This is a genomic window from Sulfurospirillum sp. MES (assembly GCF_000789415.1).
Taxonomy (GTDB): Bacteria; Campylobacterota; Campylobacteria; order Campylobacterales; family Sulfurospirillaceae; genus Sulfurospirillum; species Sulfurospirillum cavolei.
In genome coordinates this window covers 145,798-164,718 of sequence record NZ_JSEC01000002.1, presented here as the reverse complement: position 1 = coordinate 164,718, position 18,921 = coordinate 145,798, and the positions used below count along the sequence as shown (strand labels likewise).

General features: G+C 43.4%; 17 protein-coding genes. 12 read left to right on the top strand and 5 right to left on the bottom strand.

Annotated elements, in window-relative coordinates:
* Positions 1–25 precede the first annotated feature (25 nt).
* From OA34_RS04375 to OA34_RS04350, 6 genes are all read left to right on the top strand, one after another.
* Positions 26–1,849 (top strand): KUP/HAK/KT family potassium transporter, encoded by a 1,824-nt coding sequence (locus OA34_RS04375; protein WP_286682840.1) that lies wholly within the window; start codon positions 26–28, stop codon positions 1,847–1,849.
* A gap of 72 nt (positions 1,850–1,921) precedes the next feature.
* Positions 1,922–2,263 carry a hypothetical protein gene (locus tag OA34_RS04370; protein ID WP_039672803.1) on the top strand — a complete coding sequence of 114 codons (342 nt, stop codon included), beginning with the start codon at positions 1,922–1,924 and terminating at the stop codon, positions 2,261–2,263.
* 4 nt (positions 2,264–2,267) lie between these two features.
* The gene (locus OA34_RS04365; protein WP_039673273.1) at positions 2,268–3,527 is read left to right on the top strand and encodes a hypothetical protein; all 1,260 of its coding nucleotides are present in this window, start codon (positions 2,268–2,270) and stop codon (positions 3,525–3,527) included.
* 1 nt (position 3,528) lies between these two features.
* Positions 3,529–3,828 carry a metal-sulfur cluster assembly factor gene (locus OA34_RS04360; protein WP_039672801.1) on the top strand — a complete coding sequence of 100 codons (300 nt, stop codon included), beginning with the start codon at positions 3,529–3,531 and terminating at the stop codon, positions 3,826–3,828.
* A gap of 102 nt (positions 3,829–3,930) precedes the next feature.
* Positions 3,931–4,236, top strand: coding sequence for a hypothetical protein (locus OA34_RS04355; RefSeq protein WP_254375890.1), 306 nt, complete (start codon positions 3,931–3,933; stop codon positions 4,234–4,236).
* A complete protein-coding gene (locus OA34_RS04350) occupies positions 4,233–5,822 on the top strand; it encodes a methyl-accepting chemotaxis protein (RefSeq protein ID WP_039672799.1) in 1,590 nt (529 codons plus the stop codon). Before OA34_RS04355 ends, OA34_RS04350 begins: the two co-directional genes overlap by 4 nt.
* 12 nt (positions 5,823–5,834) lie before the next feature.
* Here OA34_RS04350 and OA34_RS04345 read toward each other — a convergent pair whose 3' ends face one another.
* Both OA34_RS04345 and OA34_RS04340 read right to left on the bottom strand, forming a co-directional pair.
* A complete protein-coding gene (locus OA34_RS04345) occupies positions 5,835–7,790 on the bottom strand; it encodes an ABC-F family ATP-binding cassette domain-containing protein (RefSeq protein ID WP_039672797.1) in 1,956 nt (651 codons plus the stop codon).
* Between the two features lie 71 nt (positions 7,791–7,861).
* Entirely contained in the window at positions 7,862–9,472 is a 1,611-nt protein-coding gene (locus OA34_RS04340) for a methyl-accepting chemotaxis protein (RefSeq protein WP_039672795.1), read from the bottom strand.
* A gap of 220 nt (positions 9,473–9,692) precedes the next feature.
* Between OA34_RS04340 and OA34_RS04335 the strand changes: the two genes are divergently transcribed.
* The 3 genes from OA34_RS04335 to OA34_RS04325 are packed head-to-tail and all read left to right on the top strand — an operon-like array spanning position 9,693 to position 12,197.
* On the top strand, positions 9,693–10,922 hold the full coding sequence (locus OA34_RS04335; RefSeq protein WP_039672793.1) for a M48 family metallopeptidase: 1,230 nt from the start codon (positions 9,693–9,695) through the stop codon (positions 10,920–10,922).
* Entirely contained in the window at positions 10,912–11,730 is an 819-nt protein-coding gene (gene prmC / locus OA34_RS04330) for a peptide chain release factor N(5)-glutamine methyltransferase (protein ID WP_039672791.1), read from the top strand. The genes OA34_RS04335 and prmC overlap by 11 nt, the downstream gene beginning before the upstream one ends.
* Positions 11,727–12,197, top strand: a complete 471-nt coding sequence (locus OA34_RS04325) for a DUF4149 domain-containing protein (RefSeq protein WP_039672789.1) — start codon at positions 11,727–11,729, stop codon at positions 12,195–12,197. Before prmC ends, OA34_RS04325 begins: the two co-directional genes overlap by 4 nt.
* 60 nt (positions 12,198–12,257) lie before the next feature.
* On the opposite strand, the gene ftsZ is transcribed toward OA34_RS04325, so the two are convergent.
* The 3 genes from ftsZ to OA34_RS04310 are packed head-to-tail and all read right to left on the bottom strand — an operon-like array spanning position 12,258 to position 16,248.
* Complete coding sequence (gene ftsZ, locus OA34_RS04320; protein ID WP_039672787.1) at positions 12,258–13,373, bottom strand: cell division protein FtsZ; 1,116 nt, start codon at positions 13,371–13,373, stop codon at positions 12,258–12,260.
* Positions 13,374–13,389: 16 nt separating this feature from the next.
* A complete protein-coding gene (gene ftsA, locus OA34_RS04315) occupies positions 13,390–14,787 on the bottom strand; it encodes a cell division protein FtsA (protein WP_039672785.1) in 1,398 nt (465 codons plus the stop codon).
* A complete protein-coding gene (locus OA34_RS04310) occupies positions 14,788–16,248 on the bottom strand; it encodes a peptidylprolyl isomerase (protein WP_039672783.1) in 1,461 nt (486 codons plus the stop codon). It lies immediately after the preceding gene.
* A 104-nt stretch (positions 16,249–16,352) separates the two neighbouring features.
* Here OA34_RS04310 and OA34_RS04305 point away from each other — a divergent pair, with 104 nt between their 5' ends.
* The 3 genes from OA34_RS04305 to OA34_RS04295 are packed head-to-tail and all read left to right on the top strand — an operon-like array spanning position 16,353 to position 18,889.
* A complete protein-coding gene (locus tag OA34_RS04305; protein WP_039672781.1) occupies positions 16,353–17,657 on the top strand; it encodes an adenosylmethionine--8-amino-7-oxononanoate transaminase in 1,305 nt (434 codons plus the stop codon).
* A 30-nt stretch (positions 17,658–17,687) separates the two neighbouring features.
* Positions 17,688–18,605, top strand: a complete 918-nt coding sequence (gene rsmH, locus OA34_RS04300; RefSeq protein WP_039672780.1) for a 16S rRNA (cytosine(1402)-N(4))-methyltransferase RsmH — start codon at positions 17,688–17,690, stop codon at positions 18,603–18,605.
* Positions 18,605–18,889, top strand: coding sequence for a hypothetical protein (locus tag OA34_RS04295; protein ID WP_039672778.1), 285 nt, complete (start codon positions 18,605–18,607; stop codon positions 18,887–18,889). Before rsmH ends, OA34_RS04295 begins: the two co-directional genes overlap by 1 nt.
* The last annotated feature ends 32 nt before the right edge of the window (positions 18,890–18,921 follow it).

The window sequence follows — 18,921 nt, the reverse complement described above, 5'->3', positions numbered from 1 at the left end:
TTGATAATCAAACAGTAAGGCTCTTATGAAAATTTACGAACGTATGAAAAAAGAGATGATGACGATCAAAGCGTTAGGAGTGGTTTACGGCGACATCGGAACGAGTCCGATTTATACCTTAGCGGTTATTTTTATGATCGTGCCTCCGACGGTTGAGAGTATTTTAGGGATTTTATCGTTTGTTTTTTGGGCATTGGTCGTTTTGGTAACGATTCAATATGCATGGCTTGCCACGAGTTTGAGCCAAAAAGGCGAGGGCGGTACGGTTGTGTTGGTTCAAATTCTAACCCCGTATCTCAGGCATGCCAAAACCGGAACGATCGTTTCGATTTTAGGGTTTTTAGGGATTTCCCTTATGATCGGTGATGGGGTGATTACGCCGGCGATCAGTATTTTAAGTGCTGTCGAGGGTGTTTTGCTGATTCCGCATTACGAAGAGACGCCGAGGCTTTATCTGCTTCTTTTAGCGTCGTTGATCGCGTTAGGGTTATTTGTCGTTCAAAAAAAAGGCGTCGAGAGGGTAGCTGCGGCATTTGGGCCGATTATGGTGGTGTGGTTTTTGAGTTTGGGAAGCGTGGGATTGTTTTACGTTTTGCAAGAGTCTTCCATCCTTTTAGCGATCAATCCGACGTATGCGATTTCGTTTGCGTATCATCATCCTTGGATTACCTTTGTGCTGTTAGCGGACATCGTTCTTGCGACGACCGGAGGCGAAGCGTTGTATGCGGATATGGGGCATTTGGGTCGACTTCCGATCTTAAAAGGGTGGGTCTTTGCGTTTAGCGCATTGGTGCTCAGTTATTTCGGACAAGGATCGTTTTTATTGACGCATCCCGAATGCGTCGGAAGTCCGTTGTTTGAAATGATGCAAGAGTTTGCGCCTTACATGTACGTTCCTTTTTTAGTCTTGACGATCTTGGCGACGATTATCGCGTCGCAGGCGATGATCAGCGGTATTTTTTCCGTTTTGTACCAAGCAATGACGACGCGTATTTTTCCCCATTTTCGCGTTGCGTATACGTCGCATGAATTACACTCTCAAATTTATGTCGGTTCGATCAATTGGTTTTTATTTATTTGCGTCGTCGTGATGCTGTTCGTGTTTCAAGAATCCGCCCAATTAGCCGCGGCGTACGGTTTAGCGGTTTCGGGGGCGATGAGCATTACGGGGTGTTTGATGTGTATGATTTTCGCGCATCAAGGAGCGTGGATCAAAATGGCGTTTTCGGTTCTTTCGGGAGCGACGAGTCTTATTTTCTTTAGCTCTTGTTTGTTAAAAATTCCGCACGGCGGCTATTGGTCTTTGTTGATCGCTTCGGTTCCTTTAGGATTGATTATTCTCTATACCGAAGGGCAAAAACGGTTGTACGCTTCGTTTATTTCCGTTGAAAAAGAGACGTTTGTCAAAGAGTACGAAGCCTACTATGCGTCTCAACCGCACATCGGCGGTACGGCACTTTTCTTTGCGCGTAAGAAGGAGAATATTCCGGCGTATATCCCCAAAACGATGTTTAAAAACGGCATTATTTACGAGCGAAACGTGATCGTCAAAATGAAGCCTACCAGTGAGCCCTTAGGCGTCGAATGCGAACTAAGCACTCTTGCCGCAGGACTTGATTTGCTTGTGATTTTCGTCGGTTACATGGAAATCTTCAATATGGAAACGATTTTAAAAAGCCAAAAAATTAATGAACGTACGATTTTCTACGGTGACGAAGAGATCGTCTCTTCCTCGTTATGGTGGAAACTTTACGGGCTTATTAAAGATATGTCGCCCAATTTCGTAAGCTTTTACAATTTCCCGAACGAAAAGCTCATCGGCGTTTCAAGGCGTGCCGAAATTCGCTAACGTGCTTGATATAGATTAAGGAATTTTGTCTCAAATAGGGTTATAGTGGTGTCAAAAAAAAAGGACAAAACTATGTTACCCGATACCGCTCACTCTTTCACCGTCCAAGACGCGACGGTGCCGTTTTTTACGTATGAAGCGCACGGCACGTCATACATCTATTTCGATACTTCGGCGTGCATTCCTCCCGAGCCTATGATCAATGCGATGCTGGCGCTCGAGCTTTTGGACAGCGTCACGAAAAAAGTCGTGATGATCAACCATCGCTCTCCGGTCGGTTTGTTGGCAAAAGTCGAAAAATTTTACGATATCGAAACGACACAGCTCGAAGAGGGAAAACTTCAATTGATCTTTTCGTACAAAGAAGGCGTAAGCGATCAAGCCGATCTTAGCCAAAAACAGTGTGCGGGTTAAGACGATGCGATCGCTCGCGACCGAAATGGCTCCGCCGTTTGCGTTGGTAGCACATTTTTTCATTGCCGCCGTGGTCTTTCTTCTCTTAAGCACGGTGGCGCTTTTTGAGGTTTATCCCGATCTTTCCGGTTACGGAATCTCTTTTAGCCTCGCCTCGTTTGCTCATTTATACCTTTTGGGTTTCGTGATGATGGTCATCTTCGGAGCGATGTACCAACTGCTGCCGGTCGTCTTGGAAATACCGCTTTTTTCCAAAGATTTTGCCTACGTGCAGTTCTACGCTTACGTCATCGGACTTGGTATGATGGTCTTAGGGTTTCGGTATCTTGAATGGCACCTTTTGATCGCTTACGGCGGTTTTTTAACCTACATGTCAATCGCTATTTTTTGCGCGAACGTCTTTTTAACCTTCTACCGCTTGGAAAAAAACAGTATCGTGAGCAGTTATTTGTTGATGGGAACGATTTTTTTAGCGGTTGCGGTCACGCTTGGCATTTTGTTGGGGTTTGTTTTAGCGCACGGCATGCTCAGTATCGACATCGACGCGTGGGTCAAAGCTCACGTTATCGGCACGCTTTTCGGATTTGTCATGATGATCGTTATGGGCGTTTCGATGGTGCTGATCCCGATGTTCTCGCTAGCACACGGCTTCAAAGACCGCTACATCCATGCGGCGTTATTTTTGCACGGTATCGGCGTAAGCGTTGCGATTTTAGCCTTGGTCGCGGCGTTGCCTACGGCGGTATTTTATGCGGCTCTTGGGTCAGTGCTTATCTCGATGGGGTTGTACCTGTTTCAGATGGGAATTATTTTTAGCGTTAGGGTGCGAAAGCAAAACGATTATTGGGTAAAAAATCTCTTCTTCTCGTTTTTATCACTTATCGGTGCGATGGTGATGCTACTACTTTTTTTCATCGAGGCTCAGGAGCGTTATTTATTTGCGGCTGCGGAACTCTTTTTCTTCGGGTTTTTGTTGGCGTTCATCGTCGGACATTTATACAAGATTTTGCCGTTTTTAATTTGGTATAAAACCTTTTCCCCGCTTGTCGGGAAACAGAAAGTGCCGCTTTTACACCAAATGGTTCATACTAAAAGCGCCGATATACAGGCTTTTTTACTGTTTATTTCCGTCGTGTGTTTAAGCATTGCGACGCTCTTGCCTCTTCAAGTTCTTTTCTACGGTGCAAGTTTGGGTGTGATGTCGAGTGTTGTGTTGGTTGCGTTTAACGTTGTTTACGCATTTACGTATAAAGGAGAAAACTAAAATGACACGTAGCGAACATGAAGTGTATCAAGCCATCCAAACCGTGATCGATCCGGAAGTCGGTTTCGACATCGTTTCTTTAGGGTTAATTTACGGCGTACGCGTTGAAGGAGAAGACGTTTACGTACGTATGACGCTTTCGACGAAAGGGTGTCCATTGCATGAATTGATGCAACAATGGACGAAAGAGGCGGTTTTGAAGTTAGAGAACGTCGCAACATGTACGATCGAGCTCGTTTGGGAACCCGCTTGGAATATCTCGATGGCAAACGATACCGTCAAACAAGCACTCGGTGTTTAAAAATAGAAGATACTCTCTCATTTTTAGTCGATCTTTAGTTACAATCGATAGAATATGTATTATAATGGGTAAACGTAAGGTTTTTGGGGGAAAAGAATGCACGTGGTAACTAAAGTACGTAGTGAGAGTGTCGACGTCGTCGTTACGGGGACGATCAAAACCGTGAGTGATACGCAAGCAATTAAAGACGCCGTTTTAAAAGCGCATACGAGTCATATCGACGTTCCGATTCGGCTTCTTCTTCAAGACTCGTTTATTATAACCTCTTCGTTAATCGGTTTCTTAATTAAAGTAATTAAGATGGATCATTATGCTCTTATCGTAGAAGTCGGAAGTTTAGAGCTTTACGAGATGCTTGAAGATATGAACTTGATTGAAATTATGAACGTGCGAAAGGCATCGGTATGAAAAAGGGCATCGGAACGAAAATCGGCTTTACGCTTATTCCGCTTTTGCTGGTAAGTTTTGTTATTTTACAATTCGTGATCGTAGGCGAGTTTAAAAAATCTTCGCAAATTCAAAGCGAAAACAATCTCAATCTTTTGAGTCAATCGGTTTTTCAAACGGTACGTGCCGCTATGAATTTGGGCGATAGAGCATTGATCGAAAAATCGCTCAAAGACGCCGAAGGAATGAAAGGCATTAAAGAGCTCAAAATTCATCAAGCCCAAAGCGTCATCGATACGTTTGGCATCGATGCCAAACCCTCAACGGAAGAAGCCGTCGTCGCTATTTTTAAAAATCCCGTCCAAACAAGTTCGACTTTGGATGATGCTAAAGGGCATCGTTTGCGTCTTTTAAAACCGCTGATTGCCGAGCAAGATTGTTTGGCCTGTCATGCGACGTCTCAAAAAGGCGATGTTTTGGGCGTTATGGATATGACGTTTTCGTTTGACGAGATCGATGCTTACATCGGTTCGATCAGTTGGAAGCTCATTACGATTTTTGCTTTTTCGTTACTGGTGACGTCGATTTTGATTATGTGGGTTTTAAAAAGCGTGGTCGGAAATCCTTTGGGTATTTTGTTGGAAAGAATTAAAAATCTCTCCGGCGGAAGCGGCGATTTAACCGCACGCGTCAATATTAACAGTCAAGACGAGATGGGCGAGATTGCTCATCATATCAACCTTTTTATCGAAAAAATTCAGTCGATTATCGTTACGTCGCAAACGATTTCAAAAAACGTCGAACATACGGGCGAGACGCTCAATACCAACGCCGTTAACTTTTCGCAAGGCGTTTTTGAACAAGCCAAACAGATTAAAACGTCGTTTGATCTGATGAAAGATATCGAAGCCGATCTTGATCTTTCCGAAGAGTTAGCGATTCACACCGTTGAAGACAATAATGCTTCTTTTAGTGTTTTGGAGCGTATGAGTTTATCGTTAAACGACGTCGTTCAAAAAATTAACGGCGCAAGCGAACAAGAACAAGATATGGCGCACCAAATACAAAGCGTCGTCGCTCAAACCGATCAAATTAAAGGCGTTTTAGAGATGATCAAAGATATTGCCGATCAGACCAATCTTTTAGCGCTTAACGCCGCCATCGAAGCCGCGCGTGCAGGCGAACACGGACGAGGGTTTGCGGTCGTTGCCGATGAAGTGCGAAAACTTGCCGAGCGTACGCAAAAATCTCTAGCAGAGATCGACGCGACGATTAGCGTTATCGTTCAAGGCGTAACGCAACTCAGTGCGCATATGGAAACCAACGCGGACAATATCCGCCTTATCTCCGATAATGCCGTTGAGGTGCAAAACGAAACGGAAGAGACGCGAAACCGAACGATTCAATCCATTGAAATCTCGAAAAAAGCATCTAAAAAAGTCGTTGAAATTTCGCACTTAACTAACCAAATGATGGAGCAGATGAAAAAGACGCTGAGTCTTTCAAACAATAACGAAAAGATTGCCGAAGAACTTTCAGTGATTTCCGGTAACATGTTAGAATCGTCTCAGCGATTAGACTCGACGCTCTCTTCGTTTAAAGTATGATGCAAAGGGCTTTTAGCCTTTTTGCATCGTTTCGATTTTTTCTTCAAGCTCAAGCCATGCTTCGATAAGCGGCTCTAAAGCGTCTTCTTTCAAACGTAAATCTTCCGAAAGTTTGCTTAATCCTATTTTTTGGTAGCAATCGGGATTTTCAAGGCATTTTTTAATCGTTTTGATCTCGTCTTCAAGGGTTTCGATTTGATGCGGAAGCGTTTTAAGGGCTTGTTGCTCTTTGTAGCTCAGTTTGAGCGTCATTCCCTCTTTATTTTTTTGCGTTTTGGAGGAATTCTCCTTAGCCTCACTTGAAGTTTCGTTTTCCATGGCTTCGAGCTCGGCAATCTCTTTTTCGATTTCAAGGTATTCGCTGTAGTTTTGGTAACTCTCTTCGATACGTCCGTTGCCTTTAAAGACGTAAAGCTTCGTAGCGATTTTATCGACGAAATAGCGATCGTGGCTGACAAAAATAACCGCGCCTTGAAAACTTTGAATATACTCTTCTAAAATGTTGATCGTCGGTATATCCAAATCGTTGGTCGGTTCGTCCAAAATCAAGCAATCGACTTCTTGAGTAAACAAAAGTGCCAATGCCACGCGATTTTTTTCGCCGCCGCTTAAAACGCCTATTTTTTTTGCCAAATCTTCTTTTGGAAAAAGGAAGTTTTTGAGGTAACCGAAGACGTGCATATTTTTCCCTTTGACGTCTACGCGATCGCCTCCGTTAGGACAAAACGTTGCGAGCAGGTCTTTGGTGTCGTCAAGCATGGCACGTTGTTGGTCGAAGTAGCCTATTTTAAACTCTCCTTTTTTGAGGAGACCTTGATCGATGGCTAAATCACCGAGGAGAATTTTGAGAAGGGTCGATTTTCCGGCACCGTTTTTACCGACGATCGCGATGCGGTCTTTTTGCAAAATGCGCGCGCTAAAAGCCTTGATAAGAGGCTTGTCGCCGAGCGTTTTAGCGATGGATTCCATTTCGAACAACATCTTTTGCTTATTGAGAATCTTGTCGCCGTTAAAGTTGTGCTTTTCACGCTCCAGCTCCAATTTGAGCTTGCGAACGAGTGAGGGATTTTTTTTTGCCTGATCGCGTAATTCGAAAACCCTTTGTTTGCGTCCTTCGTTACGTTTGAGTCTGGCTTTAACGCCGCGTCTTAACCACTCTTCTTCGCCTTTTAAGTATTTGAGAAGATTTTCGTGTTGTTTTTGCAACGAAAGAATGAGCTGTTCTTTACATGTCAAATAGTGTTCGTATCCTCCATCGAAACTACGTAACGAAGCTTCTTCGATTTCGATCGTACGCGTTGCGATTCGGTCGATAAAATAACGATCGTGCGAAATAAAGAGCAACGTAAATTTACCGTTCAAAATCATCTGTTCTAAAAATTCGACCATATAGACGTCCAAGTGGTTTGTCGGTTCGTCTAAAAGCAAAATATCGGGTTTTTGTAAAATCAGACCTGCAAGCGTAACACGGCGTTGTTCACCTCCGCTTAGCATCGTTACGTCGCTTTGTTCAAATTGTTTCAGGTCGAAAACTTCCAAAACACGTTCGATTTTTTCATCTAAATTCCATGCATCGTGCAGTTCTAAATAGCTTACGAGTTCACTTTGTTCTTTTAAAAGCGATGCATTTTGAAAGTCGGTTTCCAATGTTTTGAGGAGTTCATGATAGCGCGTCAAAGCAACTTTAAGCTCTTTAAGACTCTCTTCAATCGCCTCTTTAACGTTCATGCCTTCTTTAAAACGCGGTGTCTGATCGAGCATACCGATCGTCGTGTTTTTTTGAAGAATACGCCTACCTTCGTCCGGTTCCAATATGCCGTAGAGAATCTTCATTAAGGTCGATTTTCCGCCGCCGTTTTTGCCGATGAGGGCGACACGTTCGTTTGCGTGGAGCGAAAAGTCGACGTCGGAGAGAATTTTTTGCGTTTCGTATGCTTTATGAATGCCGATAAGATCTAGAAGTGCCAAACGAGTACCTTGTTTTTACGCGTATTATACCATTAAGCGGGCAAAGCAAAAAGCCTTGCCCGAAGAAGCGATTACGATTGGAATTGGTTGAGTTTGTTGTTTAGATTTTCCGCTAAACGGGAGAGATGATCCGCCGCCGCCGCAATTTCTTCAACGCTACGTGCGTTTTGGCTGGTAAGCGTGTTAATATTGGAGACCATTTCGACGATTTTATCGGTATCGTGTGAAATTTTTCGCGAATTTTGAGCGTTGGAAGCCACCGTCGTGACGGTTTCATCCATCACGTTCGTCGTATCGACGATAGTCTCTTCGACACCGTTTGATACGCTTGATAGCCTTTGAATATTACGTGCGTTTTTATTCATTTGATCCGAAGAATCGACGATGGCTTGTACGATCACGTTAATCGTCGCATTGATTTCGGTTAACGATGTTTGCGTACGCTCGGCAAGTTTTCGTACTTCATCGGCAACGACCGCAAAACCTCGTCCGTGTTCTCCCGCGCGCGCGGCTTCGATGGCGGCATTGAGGGCTAAAAGATTGGTTTGATCGGCAATATCGGAGATGACCGTTAAAATATGTTTTACTTGTTCGGCGTCATGACTCATCTGCTCTAATTTTTGAGCTAAGGCAGTTTCGGATTGGCTAGCACCTTCAACGTCGTTTCGAAGCGTAATGATCTCATTTTTGGCGCGTGAGAGTTTGTCGTTTGCCAAAGCGATTTTATCTTTTGTGACATCCGATAATTTAGCGGTTTCTTGAACGAACGTTTTAATGGTATCGATTTCGTGAATCGTATTTTCGACGATCAGCGAGCTTTGTTCGGCGTTACGTCCGATTTGCATACTGGTGGTGCTAAGCTCATGCGATACCGAAGCGTTTTCGCTGGAAGAATTTTTGGCATCGATAATCGTCTGCTCTAACGTATGAACAAGCGCGTTGAAACTGTCGACGATTTCTTTGATTTCGTTGGCTTTATCGTAAGGAATACGAAAATTAAGGCGTTTGTGTTGAACAAACCCCGTGATGCTATCGCGAATCAGATGAACGCCGTGCATAATATTTTTACGGATGTAAAACGTCGTGATAAAAATCGTTACGCCAACAAGCAATAAAACGACGAACATCCACGTATCGGCATTGTGTTTCACTTCCATCGCATTATTCGCCATTTTTTTGGAAACTTCGATATTGTATTTGATGTGCGCATCCAAGGCTTTTGTAAAATCGAGTAACGTAGGGCGGCTTTTATTGAGCAATGCCGCAGCTTCAACGGTTTTATTCTCCTTGGAGAGTTTGCTGACATTTGCGATGATTTCTAACGCTTTGCCGAGCATAACGCGATCTTTGGCTAAATGCTCTTTATCTTTTTCATCGGAAACCATCGTTTCATACGTTTTAAACGATGCTTCGATGCTTTGCCTTACTTTTTGAATCGCTTCGTCGCGTTTGACTTTTTCTTCCGGCGCGTCATGGGTAATATGTTCCCATAGATTTAGACGCAAGCGATAGCCGTTTTGGATCGTATCGTTGAGAAGATCGATGCTTGGAATGGAATTGACGTTCGCATAGTTCGTCTCGTCGTAAACGTGCTCCATCTTTTGTAACGCGATACCGAAAATCGTACATGTACCTAAAATTGCTACCGCTAATATGCCCGTTAGTTGTTTGCCGATCGTCATAATAGCCCCTTTTCTAAATAAATCATATGCATCGTAAACTAATCTTCCTAATAATATGTTTAAACTCCATTTTAGTGATAATCAAATAAAAAAGTTTTTGATCATCATAGAAAAAGGATACACTACGCTGCGTGACAAATGCGTTGCAATGTTATGATTTAGAAAATATTGATCAAATCTTGGTATCATACGGCACTTTATCGCATGAAGGATGCATGGAATGTTAGAATGGATTTTAGGGCTTTATTGTCTTTATCTTTTGATCAAGCTTTATGCCGCTTTGATGGAGATCGGCTTTGTCGAAAAAGCACAACGGTTTGAACCGGTTATCTTATCGGCTGTGAATTATACCAAAGCCGCCGCGTACAAAATAGCATCGCAAAAACTCTTGTTAACGACGACGTTGTACGATTTTATCCTCTTTTTTTCTTGGATCGGTTTTGGGTTGCGACGTTTGGACGAAATCGTGATTTTTGAAAACACTCTTTTAAATTCCGCCGCTTACGTGTTGGTTTTTAGCGCGATCAATTATCTTTTAACGCTTCCGTTTGAGATTTACCAAACATTCGGGCTTGATAAAAAGTTCGGTTTTTCAACGATTACCCCTCGAACTTTTGTGCTCGATCAGTGTAAATCCGCCGTGATGTTTGTACTCTTCGGCGGAGCTTTTTTTGCCGCAATGGTGTCTATTATCGATACGTTTAAGGATTGGTGGATTTACGGATTTGTGTTTTCGTTTGCGGTCGTTTTGTTTATCAATATGATCTATCCCATCGTGATCGTTCCGATGTTTAACAAACTGACGCCGCTTCAAGACGAAACGTTACAAGGTGCGATTGAACGTTTGCTGGAAAAAGCGGGGCTTCACAGTAGCGGTGTTTTTTGTTTGGACGCCAGTAAAAGAGACAACCGTTTGAATGCGTATTTTGGGGGCTTAGGGCGTTCGAAGCGGGTTGTTTTATTCGATACGCTGATCGCGAAACTGACGACGTCTGAATTGTTGGCGGTTTTAGGACATGAATTGGGACATTTTGCACACAAAGATATTCTGAAAAATATTGCCGCGAGTGCTTTGATGCTTTTAGTGATGTTTGCACTTTTTGGAAACCTTCCTCTAGCGTTGTTTGAATCTTTACATGTAGAACCGAGCGCGCATGCTATCATCGCTCTTTTTCTGTTGTTCTCTCCCGTCATTTCGTTTGCGATGATGCCTTTGTTTGGGCTAATGAGCCGTTACAACGAATACCGAGCCGACGCTTACGGAAGCGAATGTGAAAATCAAGAAGCCTTGCGTGACGCATTGATGAAGCTCGCCGATGAAAATAAGAGCTTTCCTTTTGCCCACCCTTTAACGATCGCGCTTTATTTTACCCATCCGCCGTTAACCAAACGGTTGGAACGGCTCGGTATGCATTTTGAGTCTTCGACGAAGGACGCGTGTGCGCATTAAAGAGATCATCGCTCATTATGCGCGTTTGTTAAAAGACGTCAGCGACGTTCCTCAAAAAGAGGTTATGTTGCTTTTAGCGGAACTTTTACGCCAAGAGGCGAGCTGGCTTGTAGCGCACGGTGACGAAGAGATCGTTTTGCCTTTGCTTTTTGAAGAATGGATGAACCGACGTATGCGGCATGAACCGTTAGAATATATCTTAGGGCGTGCCGAATTTTACGCCAAAACGTTTTACGTCGATTCAAACGTTTTAATCCCGCGTCCCGAAACGGAACTTTTGGTCGATAAGGTCGTAGAAGAAGCACGCGCTTTAAATGCGCCCGTGATTGTTGAGATCGGTACGGGAAGCGGCATTATCGCTATTATGACGGCGCATTTACTGCCCGATGCTTCGATTATAGCCGTCGATATTTCAGGCGAGGCGTTAAAGGTTGCAAAAAAAAATGCACGTTTACACGGGGTTGAAGATCGTATCGAATTTATCGAGGGGAGTTATTTGGCGGGTATTCAAAAACCGATCGATATTTTAGTATCGAATCCGCCTTATATCGCTTTGGGTGAGCCTTTAGCCCAAGGGCTTTCGTACGAGCCTTCGTTGGCACTGTTCGGAGGAGAAAAAGGCGATGAAATGTTGTGTCGCATCATCGACTTATACGTTTTTCATAACATTAAAACCCTTATCTGCGAAATGGGGTACGATCAGCGAATCGCCTTGACATGTTATGCCGAGCAAAAAGGTCTAGAGATTGAGTTTTACAAAGATTTAGCGGGCTTGGATCGCGGATTTTGGATTAAGGAGCAAAAATGAAAAGTTTAACATCGCTTTATTTGATGGTGTTGGGAGTTGCGTTAGGTGTTGAAATTGCGGCGGGTGCTTTTGTCGCTCCGGTCATTTTCTTTCCTCAAAAGTATTTGGGAGAAGGTGTCTTAACACATTTTCAAAGCGGTATTTTGATGACGCAGGTTTTTTTGAAAACCAACCTTGTGATCGGTTTTATTGCACTTTTTAGTATGATTTTTGAAGTGCAAACGACGATGGCACGCAAACGAAACGATATGCTTTCGTTTTTTCTTTCTTTAGGTTGTGCCATTGCAACGGGCTTATTTATTTTTTATTATACGCCTTTTATCGTTCATGCCCAACAATTAGGAGCAGAGCATACGACCGGAGAAGCTTTTTTGAGGATGCACAAACAAAGCGAACTCGTTATGAAAGTGCTCATGGGATTTCAGTTGATTCTTTTTTTAAGACGAGGGTGGTTGGCTCAACGTTAAAAGAGGGAAGTGTGATCTTCCCTCTTTTTTGATGAGGTTTTGAGGAGTTACGGGGTTGGGTTAATCCATTTGGTGGCGAATGTATGTTGGAATATCAAGATAATCGTCTTGTCCTTCATAGCCGCCGCTGACTTTTTTCAGGCGTAAAATACGCTCTTTTTTAATTGCTTCTTGGTTCGTGTTGAGTGCTTTTAGCTCTTTGGCTTCTGCTTTATTTTCAAATCCCGTTGCGACGATCGTGACTTTGACACTATTTTCAGGCATATTTTCATCGGTCGTCGTACCGAAAATGACGTCGGCGTCTTCATCGGCACAATCCATAATGAGTCCCATCGCCGTACTGATTTCGTTCAACGGATACGTCGGAGGAAGTTGGAAATGAACGAGTACGCCTAAAGCGCCGTTAATCGACATGTTGTCCAATAACGGAGATTCGATGGCGCTTTTGATCGCTTCGATCGCCGCTTCGTCTCCGGTACTTTCGCCGATACCCATCAACGCCATACCTCGGTGACTCATAACGGTTTGTACGTCGGCAAAGTCAACGTTAATATCGCTTTGTCCCGAAGAAAGAACGACCAAACTCATACCGCCGACCGCACGACTTAAAACGTCGTCGACGATTCGAAAGCTGTCTTTAATACCGAATTTTGCATCAACGATAGAGAGGAGTTTATCGTTAGGGATAATAACGATCGAATCGCTTTCTTTGCGAAGTTCGTTAATCCCGAGATCGGCAAGTTTCGCGCGTTTTTTACCTTCGAACGCAAACGGGCGCGTGACGACGGCAACGGTTAACGCTCCGACCTCTTTTGCCGCTTGTGCAACGATCGGTGCGGCACCCGTACCGGTACCTCCGCCGAATCCCGAAGCGATGAAAACGATGTCGGATTTTTCAAGAGAACTTTTAATTTCATCATAGCTTTCCAATGCGGATTCTTTTCCGACTTCGGGACGCATACCCGCACCCAATCCTTTTTTGCCGAGTTGAATTTTTGTTTTTGCTAAACAATTTTCCAAGGCCTGTGCATCCGTGTTGGCGGCAATAAGGTCGATACCGTTAATGCCTTCTCGTACCATATGGTTAATCATATTACCGCCGCCGCCGCCGACGCCGATCACTTTTATTTTAGCGCCGTAAACACCTTTTGATTCTTCTATGCTAAATCCGTTCATAACCCCGTACCCCTCTCTAAAATAGTTGTGTCAATCTGTTCCATAACTTTGCGCCGAAGCCTTCGCTATGTTCTTCTTGGATATTGGCCAAGTCTTTCAGTTTTTCTTTTGCGTTGTCTGTTTGTAATTTTATGTTCGTATTGGTTGTTGTCGGTTCATTTTCTATCATCTCGTCATCATCTATGTCGTCAAAAAGTTTTTCTTGATGGTGGTGGCGACTCGGTTCAATCGTCTCTTCTTTGTAACGTAATTTTTTATTGGAATCGATTTCATACGGCGTAAATTGACCACCCCCGTAAAGCACAAGTCCAATAGCGGTTGAATAGCTTGGATCGCGTAAGGTTTCAAAAAGTCCGTCGACTTCTCTAGGCTTTGCGATACGAATCGGCACATTGTCGAAAATAGCAGAGGCTAATTCTCGAATACCGTCTAATTTCGTCATACCGCCCGTTAAAACCACGCCCGCACCGATTTGTTCTTTAAAACTACTGTCTTCAAGCGCTTTAGCTAAAATCATTAAGGTCTCTTCGACGCGAACGTAAATGACGTTGGAAACGATATTGAGCGAAACTTCATGTGTGGAACCGTCGTCTCCGATCACGGGAAGTTCGATCAGTTCGTTTGAGTTGTTTTTTAAAGAACCGTAATTGATCTTAATCTCTTCGGCCGCTCCCAAAGGCGTGTGAAGTGCCGTCGATAAATCGTTGGTAATATTAAGTGATCCGACGCCTAAATAGTCGTTAAAACGCATTGAATTACCCGCATGGATCATCACGTTACACGTCGCGCCGCCCATATCGATAACCGCAACGCCGAGTTCGCGTTCGTCGTGGTTTAAAACGGCGATAGCGGATGCATAGCAGTTCAAAACGATATTGTCGATTTCGACACCTGCAGATTTTACGGCTTTTCGAAGGTTGCTTAACGATGATTTTTGTGCGGTAATGATATGTACTTGTACTTCGAGCCTCGCGCCGTTCATGCCTAGCGGATCTTCAATAAATTCTTGGTCGTCGACTTTAAAGTTGTAAGGTAATACATGGAGTTTTTCGTATTCGTTCGGAATGTTGGCATTGTGATCCGCCATTTGCATGGCTCGGTTAATCTCTTTGATGCCGATGTCACGGTTAGGAATATTGACGATACCGCTACTGTCGACACTTTTCGTATATGCTCCGGAGATGGAAACGATCACGCGTTCGTACTGTGTACCGGCAACACGTTTTGCATCGTTGAGTGCATTGCGAATGGATTTTGAAGCAAGGTCGATATTGGTAATAATACCTTTTTTTAGACCCTGAGACTTTGCAATACCCGCGCCTAAGATTTTGATGTCGCCGTCATCACTTTTTTGAGCAATAATTGCGCAAATCTTGGTTGAACCAATGTCAATGCCTAAAATCGTAGTGCTCAACTATTTTCCTTTATAATATTGCTCGATCGGATAAATCGTCGCAAGCTTTTTAATCAGATTTTGATTCAAGTCCGTTTGCTTAGCTTGAGCCACATTCTCGCTAATCATACTAACGTATTGCTTAGCTTTGTCATTATTAAGCAACTTTTGTTCCAAAATCTCGTAAACAATGGCTTTCCCGTCAATAACTTGATAACCTTTTTTAGCCGTGTTATCAAAAACGTGACTTAAAAATTCGGTACTTTTCGCTTCGCTAAGTCCCGCAATCGACTTCACGCTGTCGCGACTAACAAAGCCGATGTCGGTACCGTTAAACGTATCGAGTCTGGCTTGTGCTTTTTTCTCCAACGCCGCCGATTTGAGTTCGTCGAGAAGGTTTTTAGCAGCTTCTTTTTTAGCAAGTTCGTAAGGCATGGGCTCCGGGAATTTAATCTCTTTGACTTTGACGACGACGTAGCGATTATCCACAATGAACGGTTTTAACACTTCGTCTTTTGCCGCCGTTTGGATTTTATCAACCGGAAACGTTGCATCGTCGTCGTAGATCGTTTTTGTTTCCGTAGCGTTGGTTTCGCCTTTTTTAAATGCCAAATACGTTTCGAGTGCCGTTTTCTTATCGCCTTTGAGTTTGAAATCTTTTAAAAGCGCGTCTTTCGCCTCGTCAAAGCTCATCAATTTACCGTCTGGATGCGTGTAATTATGTTTTTCTTGCGCGTAAAACTCTTCCAACTCTTTTGGATCGACTTTGGCATCCGAAGAAGCGATCGTAATCAGATCAATTAGGTAACTTTTTTTCGTGAGGTAGTTTGATTTGTGCGCATCCCAATAGGTTTTAATCTGCTCTTCGTTCACGTTGACTTCGTTGGGTTCTAGCGTTACGGATGCGACGGATAGGCGATCTTCCATAAAAAATGCCGATGTAAAAAGCTCGATCTCTTTTTGTGTTGCGGGAAGTTTAAACGCTTTTTCCAATTTTGCGTATAAAATCTCTTTTTCCAAGCTTTTTTCGTAGTCGCTCGGGTTGATTCGGTTGGCTTTTAAAATCGAGTAGTAAAGCTCTTTGCTAAACGTGCCGTTGTTTTGAAAATTCGGCGTGTTGACCAAGCGTTCCTTGACGTCTTCTTTCGTGGCTAAAAGTCCTATTTCATCGGCATAATTGAGGATAAGCGCTTGATTGATAAGATTTTGCATTACGATTTTATCAAGGCCCATTTGTTCGGCTTGTTCTTGGGTAAGTTTGCCTCCTAGAAGGTTGTTGTACATCGCGAAGTGGTTGGCATATGCGGATTGAAATTCTTGTACGGAGATGGAACGGTGACCGACTTTTGCTACGGACGCCGCACGGTCTTTATTTAAATCGTAAGCACCCCAGCCTACAAAACCGGCTCCTACGAAAGCGATCGTACTGATCCAAATCGTAACGACCAAGTATTTTTTATGACGTTGCATCCACGTAATCATTCAAGCCCTTTAAGAACGGTGTATTTTGATATAATTCTATCCATATAGTTATTAAATAACGATAAATTCAAAGAATCCTCCTAACAAAAAGGTCAAAAAGTATCATGAATCCACAAACGTTAATCGATGCCGATTTAAAGCATATTTGGCATCCTTGCACTCAAATGAAAGACCATGAAACGCTTCCGTTAATTCCGATTAAAAGCGGCAAAGGCGTCTATTTAACCGATTTTAATAACAACCGTTATATCGACGGCGTTAGTTCGTGGTGGGTCAATCTTTTCGGTCATGCACATCCCTATATCAATCAAAAAGTCAAAGAGCAAATCGACACGTTGGAACACGTCATTTTTGCCGGATTTACGCATGAACCCATTATCCGACTTTCCGAACGTTTGTGCAAGCTTGCGCCAAGAGGTCTGGAAAAATGCTTTTATGCCGATAACGGTTCAAGCGCGATCGAAGTCGCTTTGAAAATGAGCTTCCAATACCATCAAAACAAAGGACAAAAGCGTCCTTTTTTCGTCTCCTTGCAAAACAGTTATCACGGAGAGACGATCGGTGCGCTTTCCGTGGGCGATGTTGCGTTGTATAAGGAGATTTACGAAGATATTTTAATACCGACGTTACAAGCGCCCGTTCCCCAAGATCAAAGCGAAGAGGCGGCTCGTGAAGCCGCATCGGGATTGGAAGCTATTTTCAAAGAGAAGGGCTCGGAAATTTCCGCTTTTATTATCGAGCCGTTGATTCAATGTTCCGGTTATATGCACATGTACCATCCGCTTTACATTGCGCTTGCCCGCAAACTGTGTGATCGTTACGATATTCATCTTATTGCCGATGAAATCGCGGTTGGTTTCGGTCGAACGGGTAAAATGTTTGCGTGTGAGCATGCCGACGTTAGTCCTGATTTTATGACCTTGTCCAAAGGCCTTACGGGCGGATATTTACCGCTTTCGGTGGTCTTGACGACTCAAAAAGTGTACGATGCGTTTTATTGCGATTACACCGAATTTAAAGCCTTTTTACATTCACACAGCTACACGGGCAATCCGATCGCATGCAGTGCCGCAAATGCGGTGTTGGACCTGTTTGAAAACGAAGCGGTACTGGAAAAAAATCATGAAAAAATTGCTTTTATCGCGCAATGCCTTGAGCGTTTTAAAACACTCGGTAATGTCAAAAGCGTGCGCCAAACGGGCATGATTGCCGCAGTCGAGCTTAAAACCTATCCCGTTTCGTTTCGCGTTAATTTGAAAATTTTTCAGTACGCCTTAGGTAAAGGGGTTATTTTACGTCCGCTCGGTAACGTGGTCTATTTTATGCCTCCTTACGTCATCACATGTGAAGAGATCGAGACGATGATGAATGCCGCGTATGAGGCGATTGTAAGTCTAGATGCGCTATAATACGCCCCTTATTTTTAAGAAGGATTTTGCGTGAATATTCCCCACATCCCCGTACTTTTAAACGAAGTCAAAGCGGCTTTTCAAGGCATTGACGAGGGTGTTATCGTGGATTGCACGCTCGGATACGGCGGTCACAGCGAAGCCCTTTTGGAGCAAAATCCGAATATTAAACTCATCGGTTGCGATCAAGACGCAGAAGCGTTACGTTTTAGTCAAAAACGTTTGGAACGTTTTGGAGAACGCGTACAGTTTGAACACGATAATTTTTCCAACGTGATCGCGAAATACCGACACCTTCCTCTTCGAGGAATCCTCGCCGATATCGGCGTTTCGTCTTTACAGCTTGATAAAAAAGAGCGTGGTTTTGCCTTTGATTCGGACGTGTTGGATATGCGTATGAATCCAGAGCAAGAACTCAGCGCTTACGACGTGATCAACCGTTACGACCAAGATGCGTTGGCGTTTATTTTACGCGAGTACGGCGAGATTCACGAGCATAAAAAATTGGCACAACTCATTTGCGAAGCACGGGCAAAAGCACCGATAAAGAGTGCTAAAGAGCTCTCCAAAATTGCCGAAAAAGTCGGCGGCAAGAAGAAAATTCATCCTTCGACGCTTCTGTTTCAAGCGATTCGCATCGAAGTCAATAACGAGCTGGGCGTTTTGAGCACGCTTTTAGAAAGTATCAAAAATGCCGATCTTGAACATTGCATCGTGGGGATTATTTCGTTTCACTCTTTGGAAGATCGTATCGTCAAGCAAACGTTTAAACTGTGGAGCCAAAACTGTATTTGCCCACCCGAAGTCATGCGATGTATGTGCGGTAATAACCATGCTATCGGAAAACTCCTGAGCAAAAAGCCGATCGAAGCGAGTGCCGCGGAGTTGAAGAAAAATCCCAGAAGTCGCAGTGCAAAACTTCGAATTTTTGAGATAAGAAGAGCCTAATGGACGATAAAAATCAGCTACTCGATCAATACGACGCGGAGCAAAGGGTCGAAAAAAATCTCGATTTTCGCTTTTTATTACTGGTCTATATGGTCATCGGCGTCGCTTTTTTATTGATTTTGCCGAAAATTTATATCAAAAACCAAATCTATTATATGAGCCGCGATATTAATAAACTCTACGGCGAGTATTCGATTCTCAAGGAAGAGAACCGCGTTTTGAAGCAAAATTTGGAAAATATCCGTTTTAAAAACCAGATTTTGGATACGATCTACATCAATTAATTTTCTTACATGTACGTTTTTTAGGAGTGCGA

Bases quoted from the DNA above. Each gene is read 5' to 3' on its own strand.
- OA34_RS04365 (WP_039673273.1), top strand. From the start codon at position 2,268: ATGCGATCGCTCGCGACCGAAATGGCTCCGCCGTTTGCGTTGGTAGCA.
- OA34_RS04340 (WP_039672795.1), bottom strand. From the start codon at position 9,472: ATGACGATCGGCAAACAACTAACGGGCATATTAGCGGTAGCAATTTTA.
- OA34_RS04350 (WP_039672799.1), top strand. From the start codon at position 4,233: ATGAAAAAGGGCATCGGAACGAAAATCGGCTTTACGCTTATTCCGCTT.
- OA34_RS04295 (WP_039672778.1), top strand. From the start codon at position 18,605: ATGGACGATAAAAATCAGCTACTCGATCAATACGACGCGGAGCAAAGG.
- OA34_RS04335 (WP_039672793.1), top strand. From the start codon at position 9,693: ATGTTAGAATGGATTTTAGGGCTTTATTGTCTTTATCTTTTGATCAAG.
- OA34_RS04310 (WP_039672783.1), bottom strand. From the start codon at position 16,248: ATGATTACGTGGATGCAACGTCATAAAAAATACTTGGTCGTTACGATT.
- OA34_RS04370 (WP_039672803.1), top strand. From the start codon at position 1,922: ATGTTACCCGATACCGCTCACTCTTTCACCGTCCAAGACGCGACGGTG.
- OA34_RS04325 (WP_039672789.1), top strand. From the start codon at position 11,727: ATGAAAAGTTTAACATCGCTTTATTTGATGGTGTTGGGAGTTGCGTTA.
- OA34_RS04375 (WP_286682840.1), top strand. From the start codon at position 26: ATGAAAATTTACGAACGTATGAAAAAAGAGATGATGACGATCAAAGCG.
- OA34_RS04360 (WP_039672801.1), top strand. From the start codon at position 3,529: ATGACACGTAGCGAACATGAAGTGTATCAAGCCATCCAAACCGTGATC.
- OA34_RS04305 (WP_039672781.1), top strand. From the start codon at position 16,353: ATGAATCCACAAACGTTAATCGATGCCGATTTAAAGCATATTTGGCAT.
- ftsZ (WP_039672787.1), bottom strand. From the start codon at position 13,373: ATGAACGGATTTAGCATAGAAGAATCAAAAGGTGTTTACGGCGCTAAA.